Origin of the sequence: Streptomyces graminilatus (genome assembly GCF_001418565.1) — a bacterium.
In the GTDB taxonomy this organism is placed as follows: Bacteria; Actinomycetota; Actinomycetes; order Streptomycetales; family Streptomycetaceae; genus Streptomyces; species Streptomyces graminilatus.
This window is the reverse complement of record NZ_LIQQ01000350.1, coordinates 1-17,267: the sequence shown is the minus strand read 5'-3', so window position 1 is coordinate 17,267 and position 17,267 is coordinate 1. Positions and strand designations below refer to the sequence as shown.

General features: G+C 71.2%; 17 protein-coding genes. 7 read left to right on the top strand and 10 right to left on the bottom strand.

Translation table 11 applies throughout. The features are described 5' to 3' along the window. Positions 1-315: 315 nt before the first annotated feature. From AOK08_RS28010 to AOK08_RS27985, 6 genes are all read left to right on the top strand, one after another. Positions 316-2,820 carry a SpoIIE family protein phosphatase gene (locus AOK08_RS28010; RefSeq protein WP_079054314.1) on the top strand — a complete coding sequence of 835 codons (2,505 nt, stop codon included), beginning with the start codon at positions 316-318 and terminating at the stop codon, positions 2,818-2,820. A 174-nt stretch (positions 2,821-2,994) separates the two neighbouring features. Beyond that, positions 2,995-3,552 (top strand): RNA polymerase sigma factor, encoded by a 558-nt coding sequence (locus tag AOK08_RS28005; RefSeq protein ID WP_079054313.1) that lies wholly within the window; start codon positions 2,995-2,997, stop codon positions 3,550-3,552. After that, the gene (locus AOK08_RS28000; protein WP_055531159.1) at positions 3,549-4,421 is read left to right on the top strand and encodes a zf-HC2 domain-containing protein; all 873 of its coding nucleotides are present in this window, start codon (positions 3,549-3,551) and stop codon (positions 4,419-4,421) included. Before AOK08_RS28005 ends, AOK08_RS28000 begins: the two co-directional genes overlap by 4 nt. Before the next feature lie 56 nt (positions 4,422-4,477). After that, a complete protein-coding gene (locus AOK08_RS27995) occupies positions 4,478-5,287 on the top strand; it encodes an ABC transporter ATP-binding protein (RefSeq protein WP_198539415.1) in 810 nt (269 codons plus the stop codon). Then, a complete protein-coding gene (locus AOK08_RS27990) occupies positions 5,284-6,678 on the top strand; it encodes an ABC transporter permease (RefSeq protein WP_055531156.1) in 1,395 nt (464 codons plus the stop codon). Before AOK08_RS27995 ends, AOK08_RS27990 begins: the two co-directional genes overlap by 4 nt. Beyond that, entirely contained in the window at positions 6,675-7,250 is a 576-nt protein-coding gene (locus tag AOK08_RS27985; RefSeq protein WP_055531154.1) for a hypothetical protein, read from the top strand. Before AOK08_RS27990 ends, AOK08_RS27985 begins: the two co-directional genes overlap by 4 nt. Positions 7,251-7,602: 352 nt before the next feature. Here the strand turns inward: AOK08_RS27985 and AOK08_RS27980 are convergent, their stop codons facing one another. The 5 genes from AOK08_RS27980 to AOK08_RS27960 form a co-directional block, all read right to left on the bottom strand. After that, complete coding sequence (locus AOK08_RS27980; RefSeq protein WP_055531152.1) at positions 7,603-8,787, bottom strand: serine hydrolase domain-containing protein; 1,185 nt, start codon at positions 8,785-8,787, stop codon at positions 7,603-7,605. Positions 8,788-9,093: 306 nt separating this feature from the next. Further along, entirely contained in the window at positions 9,094-9,606 is a 513-nt protein-coding gene (locus AOK08_RS27975; RefSeq protein WP_055531150.1) for a GNAT family N-acetyltransferase, read from the bottom strand. A 200-nt stretch (positions 9,607-9,806) separates the two neighbouring features. Then, positions 9,807-10,577 (bottom strand): class I SAM-dependent methyltransferase, encoded by a 771-nt coding sequence (locus AOK08_RS27970; protein ID WP_055531148.1) that lies wholly within the window; start codon positions 10,575-10,577, stop codon positions 9,807-9,809. Between the two features lie 5 nt (positions 10,578-10,582). Then, positions 10,583-11,473, bottom strand: a complete 891-nt coding sequence (locus tag AOK08_RS27965; protein WP_055531146.1) for an LLM class flavin-dependent oxidoreductase — start codon at positions 11,471-11,473, stop codon at positions 10,583-10,585. Further along, on the bottom strand, positions 11,470-12,327 hold the full coding sequence (locus AOK08_RS27960; RefSeq protein ID WP_055531145.1) for an alpha/beta fold hydrolase: 858 nt from the start codon (positions 12,325-12,327) through the stop codon (positions 11,470-11,472). Before AOK08_RS27960 ends, AOK08_RS27965 begins: the two co-directional genes overlap by 4 nt. Before the next feature lie 94 nt (positions 12,328-12,421). Between AOK08_RS27960 and AOK08_RS27955 the strand changes: the two genes are divergently transcribed. After that, complete coding sequence (locus tag AOK08_RS27955) at positions 12,422-13,318, top strand: LysR family transcriptional regulator (protein WP_055531143.1); 897 nt, start codon at positions 12,422-12,424, stop codon at positions 13,316-13,318. A 43-nt stretch (positions 13,319-13,361) separates the two neighbouring features. On the opposite strand, the gene AOK08_RS27950 is transcribed toward AOK08_RS27955, so the two are convergent. The 5 genes from AOK08_RS27950 to AOK08_RS27930 all read right to left on the bottom strand — a co-directional run bounded on the left by AOK08_RS27950 (position 13,362) and on the right by AOK08_RS27930 (position 16,858). After that, positions 13,362-14,309 (bottom strand): L,D-transpeptidase, encoded by a 948-nt coding sequence (locus AOK08_RS27950; RefSeq protein WP_055531163.1) that lies wholly within the window; start codon positions 14,307-14,309, stop codon positions 13,362-13,364. Between the two features lie 252 nt (positions 14,310-14,561). Next, positions 14,562-14,915, bottom strand: a complete 354-nt coding sequence (locus tag AOK08_RS27945) for a VOC family protein (RefSeq protein ID WP_055531141.1) — start codon at positions 14,913-14,915, stop codon at positions 14,562-14,564. Between the two features lie 76 nt (positions 14,916-14,991). Beyond that, a complete protein-coding gene (locus tag AOK08_RS27940) occupies positions 14,992-15,291 on the bottom strand; it encodes a hypothetical protein (RefSeq protein WP_055531139.1) in 300 nt (99 codons plus the stop codon). A 188-nt stretch (positions 15,292-15,479) separates the two neighbouring features. Then, complete coding sequence (locus AOK08_RS27935) at positions 15,480-16,154, bottom strand: polysaccharide deacetylase family protein (protein WP_055531137.1); 675 nt, start codon at positions 16,152-16,154, stop codon at positions 15,480-15,482. A 2-nt stretch (positions 16,155-16,156) separates the two neighbouring features. Beyond that, the gene (locus AOK08_RS27930; RefSeq protein ID WP_055531134.1) at positions 16,157-16,858 is read right to left on the bottom strand and encodes a glycoside hydrolase family 11 protein; all 702 of its coding nucleotides are present in this window, start codon (positions 16,856-16,858) and stop codon (positions 16,157-16,159) included. Positions 16,859-17,267 lie beyond the last annotated feature (409 nt).

Below are 17,267 nucleotides of genomic sequence, written 5' to 3'. Positions count from 1 at the left end.
CCCTTCAGCCGCCCCCCTCACCTGCCCCCGTCACCGCCGGTGGAATCGCCGGTCGCGACGGCGGCCGGCGACTGAGCGGACCCGAGGGCCGTGGCACGGTTCCCGGACGTGCCACGGCCGTCGATGCCCCGACCCTCATGCCCCGGCCGGTGTCCGGCGCCCGCCGGCCGACGCATTCCGGCGACCGTCGTCCGACGGGCAGGCCGCAGCCGGGTTGAGCGCTGTGTGTCGCGGCGGGATGCTGGAGGGAGCGCCCCTGACGGGCGACGCGGCGTGATGCCGCTACGCGGCGGGAACGAGGTCGGGACACACTCCATGGCCAATGAGTCCGACACGACCACGGGAGCGGCGCGCTCGGGGGTCCCCGAGGACTTCGCGGTCGTCATCGACGCCCGCGGCACGGTCATGGCGTGCAGCGCCGGAGCGGGACGATTCCTCGGGTACGAGCCCGAGGACGTGGTGGGCCGTCGGGCCCTCGGTCTGCTTGGCGCGAAGCTGCCCTCCGCGATGCGGCGGCGCCTTGTCGCCGGGGAGCCGTGGACGGGCATGCTGGTACTGCGGAACCGGCACGGGGACCGGGTCACCGTGGAACTCCGGGGCACGCCGCTGGCGGACGGGCGGGCCAGGACGTACTGGGCTGTCACCCCGATGGCGGTGACCTACTCCTCCGGGCCGACGGACGCCGGGACGGCGGAGTTGTGGGATCTCGGGCTCGCGCAGCTCCCGGTGCCCGTGGCCATCTACGACAGCGAGGCGCGGTTCGTCACCTGCAACCAGGTGATGGGCCAGGCCATGGGACTGAGCCCCGAGGAGATGCGGGGCAAGACGCTGTGGGAGATCTATCCTGCCCCGCCACTTGAAGAGATCGACCGTCTTCAGCACGAGGTGGCGCGCACCGGCGAGACGATCTTCCGCGAGGAGCAGCCCTTCAGGGCTTCCGGGGAGGTCCGCGATCACGCGTGGTCGACGTTCATCTCCCCGCTGAAGGATCCGGCAGGCGCGGTCCTGGGGGTGTCGGCACTGGTGATCGACACCACCGAGCAGTACCTCGCCCGGCGCCGTCTGGCGGTCCTGAACGACGCCAGTGTGCGCATCGGCACCACTCTTGACGTGACCTGGACAGCCGAGGAACTGGCGGAGGTGGCCGTGACGGGATTCGCCGACTTCGCCGTCGTCGACCTGCTGGAGTCCGTCGTCCAGGGACACGAACCGCAACCGGTGCCGCCCGCCACGCCGGTCGCCTGCCGCCGTACCGCACAGCGATCCGTGCTTCCCGGATGCCCGGAAGCCGTGGTCGCCGCGGGCAGCACCGATGTCTACCCTCCCGGGTCACCACCGGCCGAGGTGCTCATCTCCGGCCGCGGCGCCTACTACCGTGCCGGGGACCCGCTGCTGCGCGCATGGACGACGGCCTCCGCGGCCCGCGCCGAGAGCGTACGGCGTTTCAAGATCCACTCGGTGATGTTGGTGCCACTGCGCGCGCGGGGGCTCACCCTCGGTGTCATGCACCTCATGCGGCACCGGACCGCGGACCTCTTCGGCCCGGACGACCTCGTGCTCGCCGAGGAGATCGCCGCGAGAGCGGCGGTGAGCATCGACAACGCCCGCCGGTACACCCGCGAGCGCCGGACCGCGCTCGCGCTCCAGCGCAGTCTGCTGCCCGAGCGGCTGCCGGAGGTGGACGCGGTCGACCTCGCCTACCGGTACCTTCCCGCCGGTCCGGGGGACGAGATCGGCGGGGACTGGTTCGACGTGATCTCCCTGTCCGGGGGACGCGTCGCGCTGGTGGTGGGCGACGTGGTGGGCCACGGAGTGCACGCCTCGGCCACGATGGGCCGTCTGCGCGCCGCCGTACGGACCCTCGCCGACGCCGACTTCGCCCCGGACGAACTGCTCACCCGGCTGGACGACCTGGTGATCCGCCTCGACCGGGAGGAGGGCCCGGACGCGAGAGGACAGGTGGAGCGGGCCTCGGGCGAGGTCGGCGCCACCTGCCTGTACGCCGTCTACGACCCCGTCACGGGCTGCTGCGACCTGGCCCGGGCCGGGCACCCGCCACCTGTCCTGGTGACCTCTGACGGCCGCGCTCAGATGCTGGACCTGCCGGCCGGACCACCGCTCGGCCTGGGCGGACTCCCGTTCGAGTCCGTCCGGATCGACATGGGCGAGGGCAGTCTGCTCGCGCTCTACACCGACGGCCTGATCGAGTCCCCGGGCCGCGACATCGACGTAGGGCTGGACCTGCTGAGGGAGGCGCTGCGCGAACCCGTCGCCGACCTGGAGGAGGCGTGCGACGAGGTGCTGCGCAAGGTGCGGCCCGATCCCCCCGCCGACGACATCGTCCTGCTCCTGGCTCGCACCTCGGCTCTCGGCGCGGACCAGGTGCGTACCTGGCAACTGCCCATGGACCCGGCGGCCGTCGCCGGGGCCCGCCGTATGGCGGGGCGGCAGCTGGCCGAGTGGGGGCTGGCCGAGCTCGAGTTCGCCACCGAGCTGATCGTCAGCGAGCTGGTCACCAACGCCATCCGCTACGGCGACGGCCCCATCCAACTGCGGCTCATCCGCGCCGACGCGCTCATCTGCGAGGTCTCCGACTGCAGCAACACCGCACCGCATCTGCGGCGGGCCCGCACCTACGACGAGGGCGGACGCGGACTGCTGCTCGTCGCCCAGGTGTCCGAGCGCTGGGGCAGCCGCCAGACGGCCGTCGGCAAGACGATCTGGGCGGAGCAGCCCTTGCCGGGTGAGCGCGAGGACGAGGGTGAGGGCGAGCGCGAGGGTGAGGGCGACGCCGTCCGTCGATCCGGCGCCGGGAGCTAGGTACGCCTCCATGTGACCGCCGACGTCCGTTGTGACGTGTCCTGTGCGAATCCGGCGGGCAGGCGGTTCCTGCTCGGCGAGGGACGGCGGACCGGGAGCGGGCGCACGTCCGCGCATGTGGCGTGGATCACATCGGACCGAAAACCCGTGCGCCGCCCCGGGCGTCTAGCCGGTGTGAGATCAACGAGGGCACCGCTGCACGAGCTGGACGAGGAGCGCCTCGTCCGGCTGGTGGCCAAGGGCGACCGTGCGGCGTTCGAGGAGTTGTACCGGCGTACGTCGCCGTGGATGGCGGTGCGGCTGCGCCGCCGGTGCGGGGACGAGCAGATCGTCGCCGAGGTCATGCAGGAGACCTACCTGGCGGTGTGGCGCGCGGCGGGTGCGTTCGCGGGGGCCGCGGTCGGCGGGACGGCCACCGGCTGGCTGTGGACGATCGCGGCGCGCCGTCTGGTCGACGCGTTCCGGCGCAGGGCCCACCACGCGGAGCCCCCGCCCGCCGCCGTGTCCGACGCGGCGCCCGCCGCCGAGGAGGAAGCGCTCGCGGCGACCGTCGGCGGTGAGGTCGGGGACGCGCTGCGGTGCCTGGCGCCGGAGCTGAGACAGGTACTGCAGGCCATGGTGCTCGACGGACTGTCCGTCAGGGAGACCGCGGTCCTGCTCGGGCTGCCCGAGGGCACCGTCAAGACCCGTGCCCGCAGGGCGCGAATCGTCATGCGAAGGGCGCTGACATGAGTGGGGAACACGCGTCGACGCGGATCATCGAGGGTTACGCGCGCGGTGGCGACGACCTCGCCCCCGACGAGGTGTGGGCCGTGGAGGCCCATCTCGAGACATGCCCGGTGTGCCGGGAGCGGCTGGCCGCCATGGTCGGTGCCGAGGTACCGGCCGTGGCGTCGCTGGTCGCCACCGTGTGGTCCGGCCTGGAACCCCGGCTGGCGGTCACCGCCACGATGCCGCGCGGACGGCGCTGGTCGGCGCGGCTGTCGAGGTGGATGACACCCACCATGGCGCCGTGGCTGGCCATGGTCGTGGCCGTGACGCTGCTGGCGCTCCTGCTCGACAGGGCCGACACCGGCAGTGGCACGGGCACTGGCTCCGGTTCGGACTTCGGCCTCGGCTTCGGCTTCGGCTTCGGCGAGGTGTCGTTGGTGCTGCTGCTCGCGCCGATTCTTCCGGTGCTCGGCGTCGCGGCGTCCTGGTCGCGCGGTCTGGATCCGGCGTACGAGCTGACGGCCTCCGTACCCAGGGCCGGCCTCGATCTGGTGCTGCGGCGCACCGCGTCCGTACTCGGTGTGGTCGTGCCCGCGCTGCTGGTGGGCGGCTGGGCGACGGGGGTGATGGTGGCTCAGTGGCTGCTGCCCTGTCTGGCGTTCACCGCCGCGACACTGGCACTCGGCGGGGTCGTCGGTGTGACCCGCGCCGCCGTCGCGCTGGGCGCGGTGTGGGCCGCCGCGGTCGTGGCACCGACCCTGGCCGCCAGCCGTACGGCCTTCGTCCTTCAGCCGGGCGTCCTGCCCGCCTGGGGGCTCATCCTCGCACTCGGCATCGGTGTCGTGATCGCCCGCAGAGGCGCGTACTCCGAGCTGGGAGCCCACCGATGACCACCGGAAGGAACAGCGGCGAAAACATGAGCTGGACAATCAGAAGGGAACACCACATGACGTCCGCCGTGAGCGCGGCCGACATCGCACCGACGTCCTACGCCTGGGAGATCCGGGCCACCGGACTGAAGGTCAGGGCCGGCAGGAAACGGATGGCCGTCGACGGCCTCGACCTGTCGCTGGGCCTCGGTGTCCACGGTCTCCTCGGCCCCAACGGGGCGGGCAAGACCACCCTCATCCGGGCGCTGGCCACCGTGCTGCGCCCGGCCGGGGGCACCCTGGAACTGCTCGGCGAGACCGTGCGCGGCATGGGCGAGCACCGCGCCGTGCGCCGCAGGATCGGTTACCTGCCGCAGGAGTTCGGCTACTACAGGCGCTTCACCGTGCGCGAGTTCGTCGAGTACATGGCGTGGCTGAAGGAGGTGCCCAAGGCGGAGATCCCCGCGGCCGTGCAGCGTGCCGTGGAACGGGTCGGCCTGGCGGACCGCGCCGACGACAGGATGAAGGCACTGTCCGGCGGCATGGTGCGCAGGGCCGGTATCGCCCAGGCCATCGTCAACGACCCGACGATCCTGCTGCTGGACGAGCCCACGGTGGGCCTGGACCCGGCGCAGCGGCTGCGCTTCCGCGAGCTGCTCCAGGAGCTGGGCACGGACACCTGCGTGCTCGTCTCGACCCATCTGGTGGAGGACGTCGCCGCCGCCTGCACCGACGTGGTGCTCTTCGCCGAAGGCCGCCTGGTCTTCCAGGGCCCACCGGACGAACTGGCCTCGGTGGGCGGCCCGGAACATGTGGGCGACAGCCCGCTGGAGCGCGGCTACTCGGCTCTCCTCCTCAACTCCGAGCAGGAAAAGGGAACTTGGTGAGCCTCCGCATACTGCGCATCGAGCTGAAGCGTTCCGTCGCCCCATGGTCCGGCGTCACCGTCCTGGTGACCGCGCTGGCGTTGCTGTACCTGGCCGGCGTCGCGCGGGGGACCGGCACCACGGCCTGGACGGCCCAGTGGACGTCCCTGGCCCTGTGGACCCGCTCCCTGCTGGCCTACCTGTGGCCGCTCGCGATGGGGTTCGGCGCACTGCAGGGCCTGCGCGACCACCGCTCGAAGATGTCCGAGCTGCTGACGAGCACGCCGAGACCCGCCCGGCACCGCGCGGCCACGCTGACGGGCGCGACCGCGCTCACACTGGCCTCGGCCTTCGCGCTCCTCGTCCTCGTGGGCGGGGTCCAGGTACTCACCAACACCGAGTACGCGCATCTCGGCTGGCTGCCGATCTCCCTGGTCGGGGCCCTCTCCCTCGTCGCGGCGGCCGTGCTGGGCATGGGAGCCGGGCGGGCCCTGCCGTCCACGCTCACCCCGCCCGCGCTGGCCATGGGCGCCTTCGTGTTCACGTCCCTCATGTACATGTCCCTGGGGCGGACGACGACGTACACCGCGTCGGGAATCCCCACCACGGAACCCAACCAGCTCTCACTGTTGTCACCGGCGGTGGAACAGGTGCGCGACGTGCTCCTCACCCTCTCCGCTCCCGTGCACGTCGGCCAGACGGTCTGGCTGCTGGGCATGGCCACGACCGGCTTCGCCCTGCTGATCGCCGCGACCCGGCGCGCCCGGCTGATCGCCCTGACGCCCGTCCTGGCGGGCGCGGTGATCGCCCTGCTCGTCCTCCCCTCCGACCCGCGCCGGATGTACGTCGTCGACGAGGCGGCAGCGGAACTGGTGTGCGACGGCCCGGTGTGCGTGACGAGGACACAGCAGGCACGACTCCCCGACTTCGCCGACCACGGCAAGGAGGCGCTGCGCCTGCTGCACGGTGCCCTGGGCGGCCGGGCGCCGGTCTCGATACGGGAGAACGCCGCCGTACCACCGGTCGGCTCCACGCCCCACTGGTCCCGCGAGAAGGTGCTCGTCGACTTCGACGACGATGTCATCGCCGCCGCGCAGGGCAAGGACCTGACCCGGGCGCTGATCGCCACGGCCATGGTGCCCGGGTGCTCCCCTCTGGGCCTGGCTACTGTCTCCGCCAATGACACCGCCGCCCGGATCATCGCGGCGGGCTGGGTCCTCGGAGACCCCAAACCGCTCGGCGCGATCTCTCTCGCCACACGTCACTTCATGGCCCTGGCCGACCCGGTGTGGAAGGAACTCAAGGCGCTGCCAAGGGCCGAACAGCTCTCGCGGATCAACGCCATGCACGCCGCCGCGATCTCCTGCAAGGGCGACCCGTTCGAGGTGCTGTCCGGCGGTGCGTCCCGGTGAGATGGCTGATGCTGTACGCGCGTTCGCGTCAGGTACCCGAGTCGCTCGCCGCGCTGGTGATCAGCGCGGCGGCGGTGCGGGCGCTGGGCCAGGACGGCGGCGGGGGGTCGGGTGATCCGCGACTGCCCGTGCTCGTCCTCGCCACGGGGGCGATCGCGGCCTCGATCGGGCTCGGCGGGCAGGATCTCGCGCTGGACCGGACGGCGGCGATCCGCTGGGTGCCCCGCAGAGCGGCGCACGTACTGCTCGCGGGCGCGGTCGTCGCCGCGGCGCTGCTGACGGTGCAGGTCCTGGGCGAGCCCATGGCCGCGACCGCGCTTGTCGTCCGCGACAGCGCGGGCCTGATGGGACTGGCGGCCCTGGGCGCGGCGCTCTCGGGCGGCCAGTACGCGTGGACGCTGCCGTTCGCCTGGCTCTCGCTCTCGTTCCTCGCCCCGCCCGCGACGAGTACGCCGCTGAGGGTGGCGACCTGGATGCTCCTGCCGCCCGGCACGGCGGCGGGCACCTGGACGGCCCTGGCCCTGGCGGTCACCGGCACCGCCGCCTACGCCGTGGCGGGACCGAGACGCTAGCCGTCAGACAGCAGACGCGGGACGATGGGCGAACCGGGGGCACGGCAGCGCCGGACACCTCGGGATTCGCCCCCCGGGCCGCCTCACGGCTGTCCGGCCGTGGGGCCGGTCAGATACGCGGACGCGGTGCACGACCGGCCCGGTGACCGTACAGACCGCGACCGACCCGGTGACCGCACAGACCGCGACCGACCCGGGGACAACACAGGCCGCCACCGGCCCGGCGACCGTACCGGCCGGCACCGGCTTCCGGGTCGCCGGGCCGCAGGACCGCGCTCGACATCGGCCGAGCCGCACGGATCCCGGGCGGCGGAGCCGCTGGACGGGCGACTGCGGGAACCCCGTACGGCGGTCAGTTCCGGAGCAGCGCGCACACGAAGTTCTCCTCGACCTCGCGCAGCTTCTTCAGGAGTTGGGGCTTTGTCGCCTCGTTCACCTGGGTGGTGAGCGAGAACGTCAGCGACCGCTCGCCGTCAGGTGTCGCGGCGATGAGCTGGGTGTAGCCGGGCGTGTTCCCGGTGTGGCCGAGTACCACTCCGCACCGCGTGGTGTACCGGAAGATCGCCGCCCCCGCCTTGTTGCTGCCCGGGCCCGCCGGCTCCGAGGCACCGTCGACCCATCGGCGCTGCTCGCGCAGTGTCGCCCGGGAGACCAGCGCGCCGCCCGCGTATCCACGGATGAACCTGGTCATGTCCCTCGGGGTGGAGACGATTCCGCCCGACGCCCACACTCCGGAGGCGCCGATCAGCTCACTGACGTCCTGCGGCGCGGCCGGCGGCTGGACGGGGACGTCGTAGCCGTGCATGTACGGTTCCGGCATCTCGAACCCCTGGGGGAGGCTCGTGTCGCGCAGACCGAGCGGACGGTACACCAGCTGCCGCAGCAGCTCCTCGTAGCGCTTCCCGGTCGCCGCCTCGGCCATCAGGGCCACGGCGATGTTGTCCGAGTTGGAGTACTGGTACCGCGAACCGGGGCGGAACAGCAGCGGCTGGTCGGCCACGAAGTCGAGCAGTCGGCGTGAGTCGAACTGATGGTGCGGATCGGCCAGGAGGATCCGGAGGAAGTCCGGACTCCGGCTGTAGTCGGGCAGGCCGCTCGTGTGGGTGAGGAGTTCGCGCAGTGTCACCGCGTGCCAGGCCCGTGGGAGCGCGGGCAGCCGTCGGCCGATCGTGTCGTCGAGTCCGAGCGCGCCCCGGTCCACCAGCCGCAGAGCCACGGCGCCGCTGAACGCCTTCGCCGTACTCGCGATACGCATGTGGTCGGTCGCCTCGACCCGCCTGCCGGTGTCGAGATCGGCGACTCCGGCCCGCAGGATCCGGCGTGACTCCCCTCGCTGGAGCACGGCGATGACACCGGGTGGACCACCCGGAGCGCGGACCAGTTGTTCGAGCTGGCTCCGCAGTGCGCGGTCCGTGTCGGAGCCGGGCGTGTCGGCTTCGGCGGACGCGGACACCAGGCCTGCCAGACAGGCACAGGCCAGCGCCACGCCGACCGGCAGACGCAGGCGGGGGATACGCGGAGAACGGGATATCGCCATGGGAACTCCTCGGTCGGGCTGGGGCGGGGCACATCCAGCATCGGCCGCGAAGTGACGGGTTTCCTGCGCCGCTGCTGCATACGGCGGAGCGCGTCGACCGCCTGACCGCGATTCCTCAGGCCAAGTTCCTTCGGGCCCTGGCGCCGTACGGTGCCAGGGAGTCGTGGAGATCAATCAGCCCGTCCGGCGTTTGAGGACGAGCGCGTTCAGCGCGAACGGGGGTTCGGGAGCGGAGCCCCCGAGGACGGGAACGGGAAGGGGCGGCGGGGGCGACAAAGAGCCCATGCAACCGAACGCGAGACAGACCTACTCCAACTCCTCCGCCAACAGATCCATCAGCAGTCCGTCGTGCCAACTCCCGTCTGGGCCGCGCTCGTACCGCCGCATGATGCCCACGGGGCGGAAGCCGACCTTTCCGTAGCACCGGACGGCAGCCGCGTTGTCCGCGGCCGGGTCGATCACCAGTCGGTGGTATCCGCGCTCGTCGATCAGATGGCGAGCCAGCGTCCGTACGGCGTCGGTGCCGAGGCCGCGCCCGTGCACCGCGGGGTCGAGATAGATGTCGATGCTGGCATGCCGGTAGTCCGGCTCGTCCTCCGCGCCCCACTGAATGGCGCCGACCACCCGGCCCCCGTCCTCGATCACGAAGGTCTGGGCCCCGGGATCTTCGAGTTCCCCGGCCACGGCGGCCGTCAGATCATCGCCGCCCCGCCAGCGCGCGTACACCTCGGGCGTGCTCCGGATCGCGGCGAGCGCCGGGATATCACCCACCGTCGCCGCCCGAAGTGTCACCAGGGCTCCACGCAGGACCGTACTCATACCACTGATGGTCCCTGACTGCGGATCCACGCGTCCAGGCAGTAGAGCGCGGGCGCGACCTCCTTGACGGACACCCGGCACCGGCCCCGCCGAGTCCGCGCGGGCTCTTGGCGCGGCCCTGGCCCGCACCTCCCTCGCCGTGGCAGTCGCGTACGAGGGTCGGCGGCGCCGAGCCGCCCGCCTGCGCGGGTGAACGTGGGTCAGCGACCACGACGAGCCGTGACGATCCACGCACGCGAGTCGAAGTACACGCCACCCCCGCTGTTGTGGGCGTCGAGGGTGCCGCGCAGCCGCGCTCGTGCCTGCTCGGCCGCCGTGTCATCGACGGGGGCGAGCAGGTCCTTGACTTCCCACAGGCGGAGCACGGCGTCGAAGGCCGTGGCGCTGTCCGGGCCGTAGTAGACGGGCTCGTGTACGTCGGTGAAGCCGACGTCCGTGAAACCGGCCGCCGTAAGGATGCCTTCCGCCACGGTCGGGTCGGCGAGCGAGAACGGATCCGGGCCGTCTGAGTCGGCCGACGCGCTGGTGAGGGTCCGGCGGATCGCGGTTGCCCACTCATTGCGGTCACGCTCCCGCCAGACCAGCAGCACCAGACGCGCCCCGGGGCGCAACGCCAGGCCGATGTTGGTGAACGCGGCGACCGGGTCGGCGAAGAACATCGTCCCGAACCTGCTGATGCAGACGTCGAATCGCGTCGGCGGGAAGCGGTGGACCTGGGCGTCCGCCTGCTCGTAGGTGATGTTGGCCAGTCCCTGTTCGTCGCTCAGCCGACGGGCTTGTTCGAGCATGGGCGCGGAGAGATCAACGCCCACCACGCTTCCCTGGACGGCCGCCTGTGCGGCCTCGCGCGTGGACTGACCCGTACCGCAGCCGATGTCGAGCACATGGTCGCGCGGGCCGACGCGGGCAGCGGCGCGGAAGTGTTCGTTGTGCGGGCGCAGTTCCGCGTCGTAGTCGAAAAGGCCGGACATCCCCGTCACCTGATCCTCTCGGTACCGGCATCGGTACCACTGTCGGTGCCGGAACCGATGGCTGTCGGCCCGTCCCGGAGTACGCCTCGCACCTGGTCCGGTGTCACCGTTTCCGACGCGAATTCCGCGAGCCACCAGGTGACGCCGGCCTGGGCGCAGGGCGCCGGATCGGCGCCGGGCGCGAGGGGTACGGCGATGTCGTACGGGGTCGTGTCCGGCGGCCGGAGAGCGGTGATGGCGGTGACGACGCCGGCGAGCTGGTCCGGGTGTTCGAGATTGACCGGGACGAAACCGTCGTGCCGGGCAGTGCGGCGCAGGGGTTTGATGTTGCCGGGAAGCCCAGCGGCCCACACAGGTACGCCGGGGCGCTGCACGGGGCGGGGAAGGAAGGCGACACCGTCGACGGTGAAGTTCCGGCTGTGATGGTGCACCGGTCCGCCGGACCACGCGGCGGCGAGAATCTCCAGCGACTCGTCGAGCAGCCGGCCCCGCCGCCGGTCGTCGAGTTCCTCACCGGTCGCGGACAGCTCGGCGGCGAAACGGTCGCTGCCCGGACCGACACCGAGCGTGAGCCGGCCGCCGCCGAGCCGGTCCAGCGTCACGGTCTCCCTGGCGGCCTTGGCCGGTCGGCGGCGGGCAAGGGGCGTGACCATGGGCCCGAACCTGAGGCGCTCGGTGGCCGTGGCGATCGCGGCCGCCGTGATCCACTGGTCGGCCACCTGCCGGACCGGCGCCCACCGGCGCAGATGGTCCCGGACGAAGACGCAAGGCCGGCCGGCCTCCTCCGCCTCGGCGGCCGGCCGTGCGACCACCGCCGGGTCGGCGAGCTCGTCGAAGAGCGGCAGCCAGAGCGCCGACCGCAGCAGGGTCGTGAACCGGGGCACGAACCCGGTCATGATCCGTCGCCCCGGGTGTGCTGGAGCAGCGCGGGGACGAACACGTCCCACACCGGCTTCGGCAGGTCGTGGCCGGCGCCCTCCAGGACCAGCAGCGCCGAGCCGGGAATCGCGTCGCGCACCGCGCGTCCGTGGGGGAGCGGGAAGAGCGGGTCGTGGTCGCCGTGCACCACCAGGGTCGGCCTCCTGACGGAGGCGAAGTCGCGGGACGACCCGTCGAAACTCATCGCGTAGTGATTGACGAGGGTGGAAGCCATGTCCCGCGCGCGGGACACGTCCCGTTCGACCAGAGCGCGCACGGCGGTCTCGTCGAAGTAGGGCGAGCCACCCGAGCACACCTTCGCCGAGGCGACGACGAAGTCCACCACCGCGCCGGAATCGGCGGGGTCCGGTTCGGCGGGGAAGCCGCCGGCGAGGTCGGCCGACGACGGCGGGAGACCGTCCTCACCCGTGGAGGTGGAGACGAACGTCAGTGACTCCACCCGGTCGGGGTGGTCCACCCCGAGGATGAGCCCCAGTCCGCCGGCCATCGACCGGCAGACGATGTGCGCGCGCTCGATGCCCAGGGCGTCCAGGATGCCGAGCGCGTCCCCGGCCAGATCGGAGTACGCGTAGCCCGGCCGGCCCGGCGGGTAACTGGTCGACCTGCCGGTGTCCCGGTTGTCGTAGCGGACGACGAACCGGCCGCCCCGCGCGAGCCGCTCGCACAGCTCGGCTTCCCACCACAGCATCGAGGCGCTCGCACCGTCGATGAGCAGGATCGCGGGGTCCGCCGGGTCTCCGAAGGTCTCGACGCACAGCTCGACGTCGTCGATCTCGACGAGCTTCTCTCCATGGGAAAGGTGATCGGTCATGAGAGCAACGCTAGACCCGGCCGTCCATCGCGAAAAGCGATAGATTCCGATCAATTCGATCGCATCAGGCGATGTCAATAACTATGCTGTGCGCATGTCTGACGTTGAACTGCGGCATCTCACCACGATGGCCACCGTGGCCGACGAGGGCTCGTTCGGGAGGGCGGCCGGACGGCTCGGGTACACCCAGTCGACGGTGAGCCAGCAGATCGCGGCCCTGGAGAAAGCCGTCGGCGGTGCCGTGTTCGACCGGCCGGGCGGGCCGAAACCGGTGCGGATCACCCCGCTCGGCGCGGTGGTGCTGGCACACGGACGCGAGCTGCTCGCGAAGGCCCAGGCGATGGCGGTGGCCGTCGACCGGTTCAAGGCGGGCGACGGCCGGGTCGACATCGGCACCTTCCAGAGCGTGTCGAACGCGATCCTGCCACTGGTCGTACGCGGGCTCAGGGACGAGCACCCCGACTGCGACATCAGACTGTTCGAGGAGGAGACGGACGAACCGCAGGTCCAGGAGCTCGACCTGCTGTTCTTCGACGGACGCGTCGACGGCGACGTCGAACACCGCAAACTGCTCGACGATCCCTACCTGCTGGTGGCCCGCCCCGGCACCTTCCCCGACGGCCCGGTGCGCCCGGACCGGCTCGACGGCGTACCGATGGTGGCGCACCCCCCTGTCTGCGACCAGGCCCGGCTGGAGCAGGCGCTCGCCCGCCGCGGCGTGCGACCGCACATCGTGTGCCGTACGGCGGGCAACGAAACCGTGCTGTCGATGGTGCGCGCCGGAATGGGCTCGGCGATCCTGCCACGACTCGCCCTCCACAGCGCCGACCTCGGCTCGGACGCGTCACTGCGCGTCCACGAGCTCGAGCCAGGACTCCCGCCACGCGAGATCTTCCTGCTGTGGCAGGCACATCGCACCCACTCCCCACTCGCGGCACGGGCGATCGAGATCGCCGTGGAAGTCGCGGGCAGGATCGCCGGGCGCACATGACAGCCCATGTGCGCCCGGCACAGGGCGGAGCCGCCGCCGCGCATCACAGCGTGGTGGTCGTCGTCTCCCCGGAGGCGCTGCCCGCGAGCCACTGCGGCCAGTCCAGGTTGAAGGCGGCGTAGCCGTTGTCGGCCGAGGCCTTGGCGCGCGGCGAGCCGGTCACGGTGACGGGGTCACCCTGCTTGACCTGGCCGTAGAACCACTTGGCGTCCGGCATCGACAGATGGACGCAGCCGTGCGAGCCGCGGGCACTGCCGCTCCCCGGGTTCGGGTCACCGGTCGAGTAGTGCACGTAGGTGCCGCTCTGGGTGAGGTGGACGTCCCAGGGCAGCGTCAGGTCGTAGTAGTTGGGACTGCCCTTGTCGCAACTGATCCCGACACTGCAGGAAGTCATGTGGACCTTCTCCTGCTTGTCGATGACGGCCATCGTGCCGTTCCACGTCGGAAACTCGGCGCTGCCCGCGTTGATCGACAACGTACGCACCGGCGCGCCGTTCCGGGTCACCTTCATGGTGTGGGCGGTCACCGAGACATCCGCGCGCACATCGTCACCGATCTTGAAGGTGTGCGTGTAGCCGTGCACGCCGAAACGGCCGTTGCCGTTGCTGACGCCCTTCAGGTCGGCGTCGATCTTCACCGTCGTACCGGACGGCCAGTACGCCTTGGGACGCCAGTCGGCCCGCTGATCGCCGAACCAGTGCCAGGCACCGGCCACCGGCTGCGAGGCGCTCACCTTCATGGCCTTCTCGACCGTGGCCCGCGCCCCGGCCGCCACCGGGTTGGTGAAGACCACCGAGATCGGCATGGCCACGCCGACCGTGGTTCCCGTCTGAGGGGTGATCGTCTCCAGCAGCATCGGCGGGCCCGCGGGCTTCGTCGGTGACGGCGAAGAACTCACTGCGGGGTTTCCCGCCGCCTTCGCGTCGCTCCCGCCGCTCGCCTTGTCGCTGCTGCCCCCGCCCCCTCCGCAGGCACTCGCGCCCACCAGCATCACGCCGGTGACGAGTGCGATCCCTATGCTGCCCTTGCGCCGTCGCACGACCTGCCCCACTCTTTCGCTGTTCGGCCCTGACGGGCCCGACGCACTGTGAGACAGCGACAGAGCGGGCCGCAGTTGCGTGTGCCACGTAAAGCGTGTCTCAAACCTGGCTGCCCGTGGCAGGAGCAAGGCGAACCTGTCCCGCCGCCCAGCCTCCGCCACGCACGCCGTGCGGGGCGGGGGTCGCAGACGGTGCGGGGGCGATCAGGCGGGCTGCCACAGTTCGATGCGATTGCCCTCCGGATCGGTGACCCAGCCGAATCGGCCGACGCCCTCCATGTCCTGCGTCTCCTCGGCGACGGCCGCTCCCTTGGCCCGCAATTGCGCGAGCATCGCGTCCAGGTCGCGTACCCGGAAGTTGAGCATGGTCTGCTGGGCGGGTGACCCGAAGTAGTCGGTCCCGGAGTCGAAGGCCGCGAACACCGTCGGACCGGCCCCCTGCTGCCACAGGCCGTGCTCATCGGCGTCCAGGCCCAGACAATCGCGATACCAGGCGCCCAGGGCCGCCGGGTCGGAAGCCCGTATGAAGTACCCACCGATACCAAGCACACGTTCCATACCGCCATCCTGCCAGGCCGGCCACCGGACGGCCCGCCGACGGTCTCCGCCCCGCCCCGGACGCCGGCGAAGCCGATCACGCGTGACTGTTGCGTGAGCCGGACACGCAAGTGATCGTGTGACGAGGGCAGTCGGGGTCGTCCGGGCTCCCGTGTCCGGGGGACAGAGGAAAGCAGGTCGGGATGTCGGCGAACGAGCCATGGCGGATGTCGGTCGACGGTGAGGAGTTCGAGGTCAGCCGGCCGGTCGAGGCCCTGGCGGCCGGAGCGGCACCGGCCACCGCGAGGGCGCCCATCCCGGCCGCGGCCAGGAACGTCCGCCGGTGCAGGGGGCCGTCCGCAGGCACCGCGGAGGGGCCGTCGAGAACGTCTGACATCTCATCACTCCTCACCCGGCGGCCGGGGTCCCGGCCGCCGTCGCCCGTAGGCTGAGTGATGAAGTCGTCGACCACAAGCGGTGATCAGGCCGCCGGGGCACGAGACGGGTGCGGGATGGCGCGGCCGTTGCGGGCCGCCGCGCCACCGGGGCGGTAGTGGGGGATACCGCCGTACTCGGACGAGCCCGCTACGGGGCCACGGCCCGGCCGGTCGCCGGGGAGATCTTCCCGGCGCACAGGCCGCGGTCGGCCAGGCCCCGCGCGATCCGGGGAACCGCGGCGAGCGTGTTCGCGGGCCAGTCGTGCATGAGGATGACCTGCCCGCTGGTGAGCCGGGCGGCGGCCTGCACGATCGCGTCGGCACTGGCGCCGTTCCAGTCCTGGGAGTCGACGTCCCAGATGATCTGAGCCAGACCGTACCTGGCGGCGACAGCCTTCACCACCGGGTTGGTCTCGCCGTACGGCGGCCGGAACAGCACCGGAGTGCCGCCGCCCGCGCCCGCGATCGCCTGCTGGGTCCGGGAGATCTCCGAGTCGATCTGTGACTGGCCGAGCTGGGTCAGATGCGGGTGGGTGTAGCTGTGGTTCCCGACCCACATACCGGCGTTCACCTGGGCGCGGACCAGGCCCGGGTTGGCGGCGGCGTACTGCCCCTCGTTGAACATCGTGGCCCGCAGCCCGCTGCGCGTGAGGGCGCCCAGCAGAGCCGTCGTATTGCTGGAGGGGCCGTCGTCGAAGGTGAGCCCGACGTACCCGCCGCAGACGGCGGCCTGCGCCGGGGCGGCCGTATGGCCGGTGAGAGCGGTGGCGGCGGCCAGCGCTGCGGCCGGTAACGCGAGACGCCTCGCCTTGCCGAGAGCCATGGCTAGCCCACCGTGATGTTCGAGTTGCCGCTGCTCTGATAACCCTCGGTGGCGAGGATCATGTAGTAGTTGAAGCTGCCCAGACGCATTCCGGCGCGGGCCCAGGCATCGAAGTGGTTGCCGGTGGTGATGGTGCCGCCGGTCCGCTTCGACTGCCGGACGCTCCAGTACTGGTCGAAGGTGCGGGTGCCTTCCACGGACGGGGCGTTGTAGCGGGTGGTCTTGTAGATGTCGTACGTGCCGCCGTCGCTGGTGACCGTGCCCTTGTACGTTCCTGTGGGCCGGTAGGTGCCCCAGTTGTCGACGATGTAGTACTCGACCAGCGGGTTGGACGTCCAGCCGTACAGCGCCAGGTAGGCGTTCCCGGACGGGTTGAAGCTGCCCGAGTAGTTCACGTTCCGGCGCGAGCCGTTGCTCCAGCCCTTGCCGGCCACGAAGTTCCCGGTGTTGCGCCATGAGGTGCCGTACTTGCCACCGGAGTCGAGGGTCATGGAGACGGTGCCCTGCGAGTCGGTCCAGAACGAGTAGTAGTAACCGTTGTTGTTGCCGGTCTGGTTCGTGGTGATGACCGTGGCGGCCTGGGCGTTGCCGGGCAGGGCCAGCGCGGCCAGGGCGACCAGCAGCATGGTGCAGATGCGCCTGAGGCGCAGCCTGAGCTGTGATGCGGATGCGCGTGCGAGTACAGGTGCGGGTGCTTTGTTCATGTGCGTGTTTCCTCCTCGTCCTGATGAGGACCGATGGGGGCTACCGAACACGCGACAGTGTTGGCCTGGACACGTCACGTGTCAAGAGTTTCGGTTTTGTCCTCGAAACATTCGACATGGCCGACGGCTGCACCGGAAATATATAATTCCAGGTCAGTGGCGTAATCCGCTCGATCAATGGAAGCGAACTTGACTGCCGCTGAAGTCTCCCTGAAGCTCGGAGTAAATGCTTCAGGCCCATTTTCTCGAATGTTTCGAAGCGTTCACGATCTCCAGTGGCCTGCTTCCGCCAGGACTTCGAAGCGGTCGTTCGCCAACGACGCGGCGTACTCCTTTCCGTCGGCCGGAGCCGCTATGCGATCGCTCTCGCCCCACAGGACGAGGGCGGGGGCGGGTGACGGCCGCGAGG

Excerpts from the sequence above, each read along its gene's own strand:
- AOK08_RS28010 (WP_079054314.1), top strand. The coding sequence starts at position 316 with ATGGCCAATGAGTCCGACACGACCACGGGAGCGGCGCGCTCGGGGGTC.
- AOK08_RS28000 (WP_055531159.1), top strand. The coding sequence starts at position 3,549 with ATGAGTGGGGAACACGCGTCGACGCGGATCATCGAGGGTTACGCGCGC.
- AOK08_RS27995 (WP_198539415.1), top strand. The coding sequence starts at position 4,478 with ATGACGTCCGCCGTGAGCGCGGCCGACATCGCACCGACGTCCTACGCC.
- AOK08_RS27980 (WP_055531152.1), bottom strand. The coding sequence starts at position 8,787 with ATGGCGATATCCCGTTCTCCGCGTATCCCCCGCCTGCGTCTGCCGGTC.
- AOK08_RS27975 (WP_055531150.1), bottom strand. The coding sequence starts at position 9,606 with ATGAGTACGGTCCTGCGTGGAGCCCTGGTGACACTTCGGGCGGCGACG.
- AOK08_RS27970 (WP_055531148.1), bottom strand. The coding sequence starts at position 10,577 with ATGTCCGGCCTTTTCGACTACGACGCGGAACTGCGCCCGCACAACGAA.
- AOK08_RS27965 (WP_055531146.1), bottom strand. The coding sequence starts at position 11,473 with ATGACCGGGTTCGTGCCCCGGTTCACGACCCTGCTGCGGTCGGCGCTC.
- AOK08_RS27960 (WP_055531145.1), bottom strand. The coding sequence starts at position 12,327 with ATGACCGATCACCTTTCCCATGGAGAGAAGCTCGTCGAGATCGACGAC.
- AOK08_RS27955 (WP_055531143.1), top strand. The coding sequence starts at position 12,422 with ATGTCTGACGTTGAACTGCGGCATCTCACCACGATGGCCACCGTGGCC.
- AOK08_RS27950 (WP_055531163.1), bottom strand. The coding sequence starts at position 14,309 with ATGCTGGTGGGCGCGAGTGCCTGCGGAGGGGGCGGGGGCAGCAGCGAC.
- AOK08_RS27945 (WP_055531141.1), bottom strand. The coding sequence starts at position 14,915 with ATGGAACGTGTGCTTGGTATCGGTGGGTACTTCATACGGGCTTCCGAC.
- AOK08_RS27940 (WP_055531139.1), bottom strand. The coding sequence starts at position 15,291 with ATGTCAGACGTTCTCGACGGCCCCTCCGCGGTGCCTGCGGACGGCCCC.
- AOK08_RS27935 (WP_055531137.1), bottom strand. The coding sequence starts at position 16,154 with ATGGCTCTCGGCAAGGCGAGGCGTCTCGCGTTACCGGCCGCAGCGCTG.
- AOK08_RS27930 (WP_055531134.1), bottom strand. The coding sequence starts at position 16,858 with ATGAACAAAGCACCCGCACCTGTACTCGCACGCGCATCCGCATCACAG.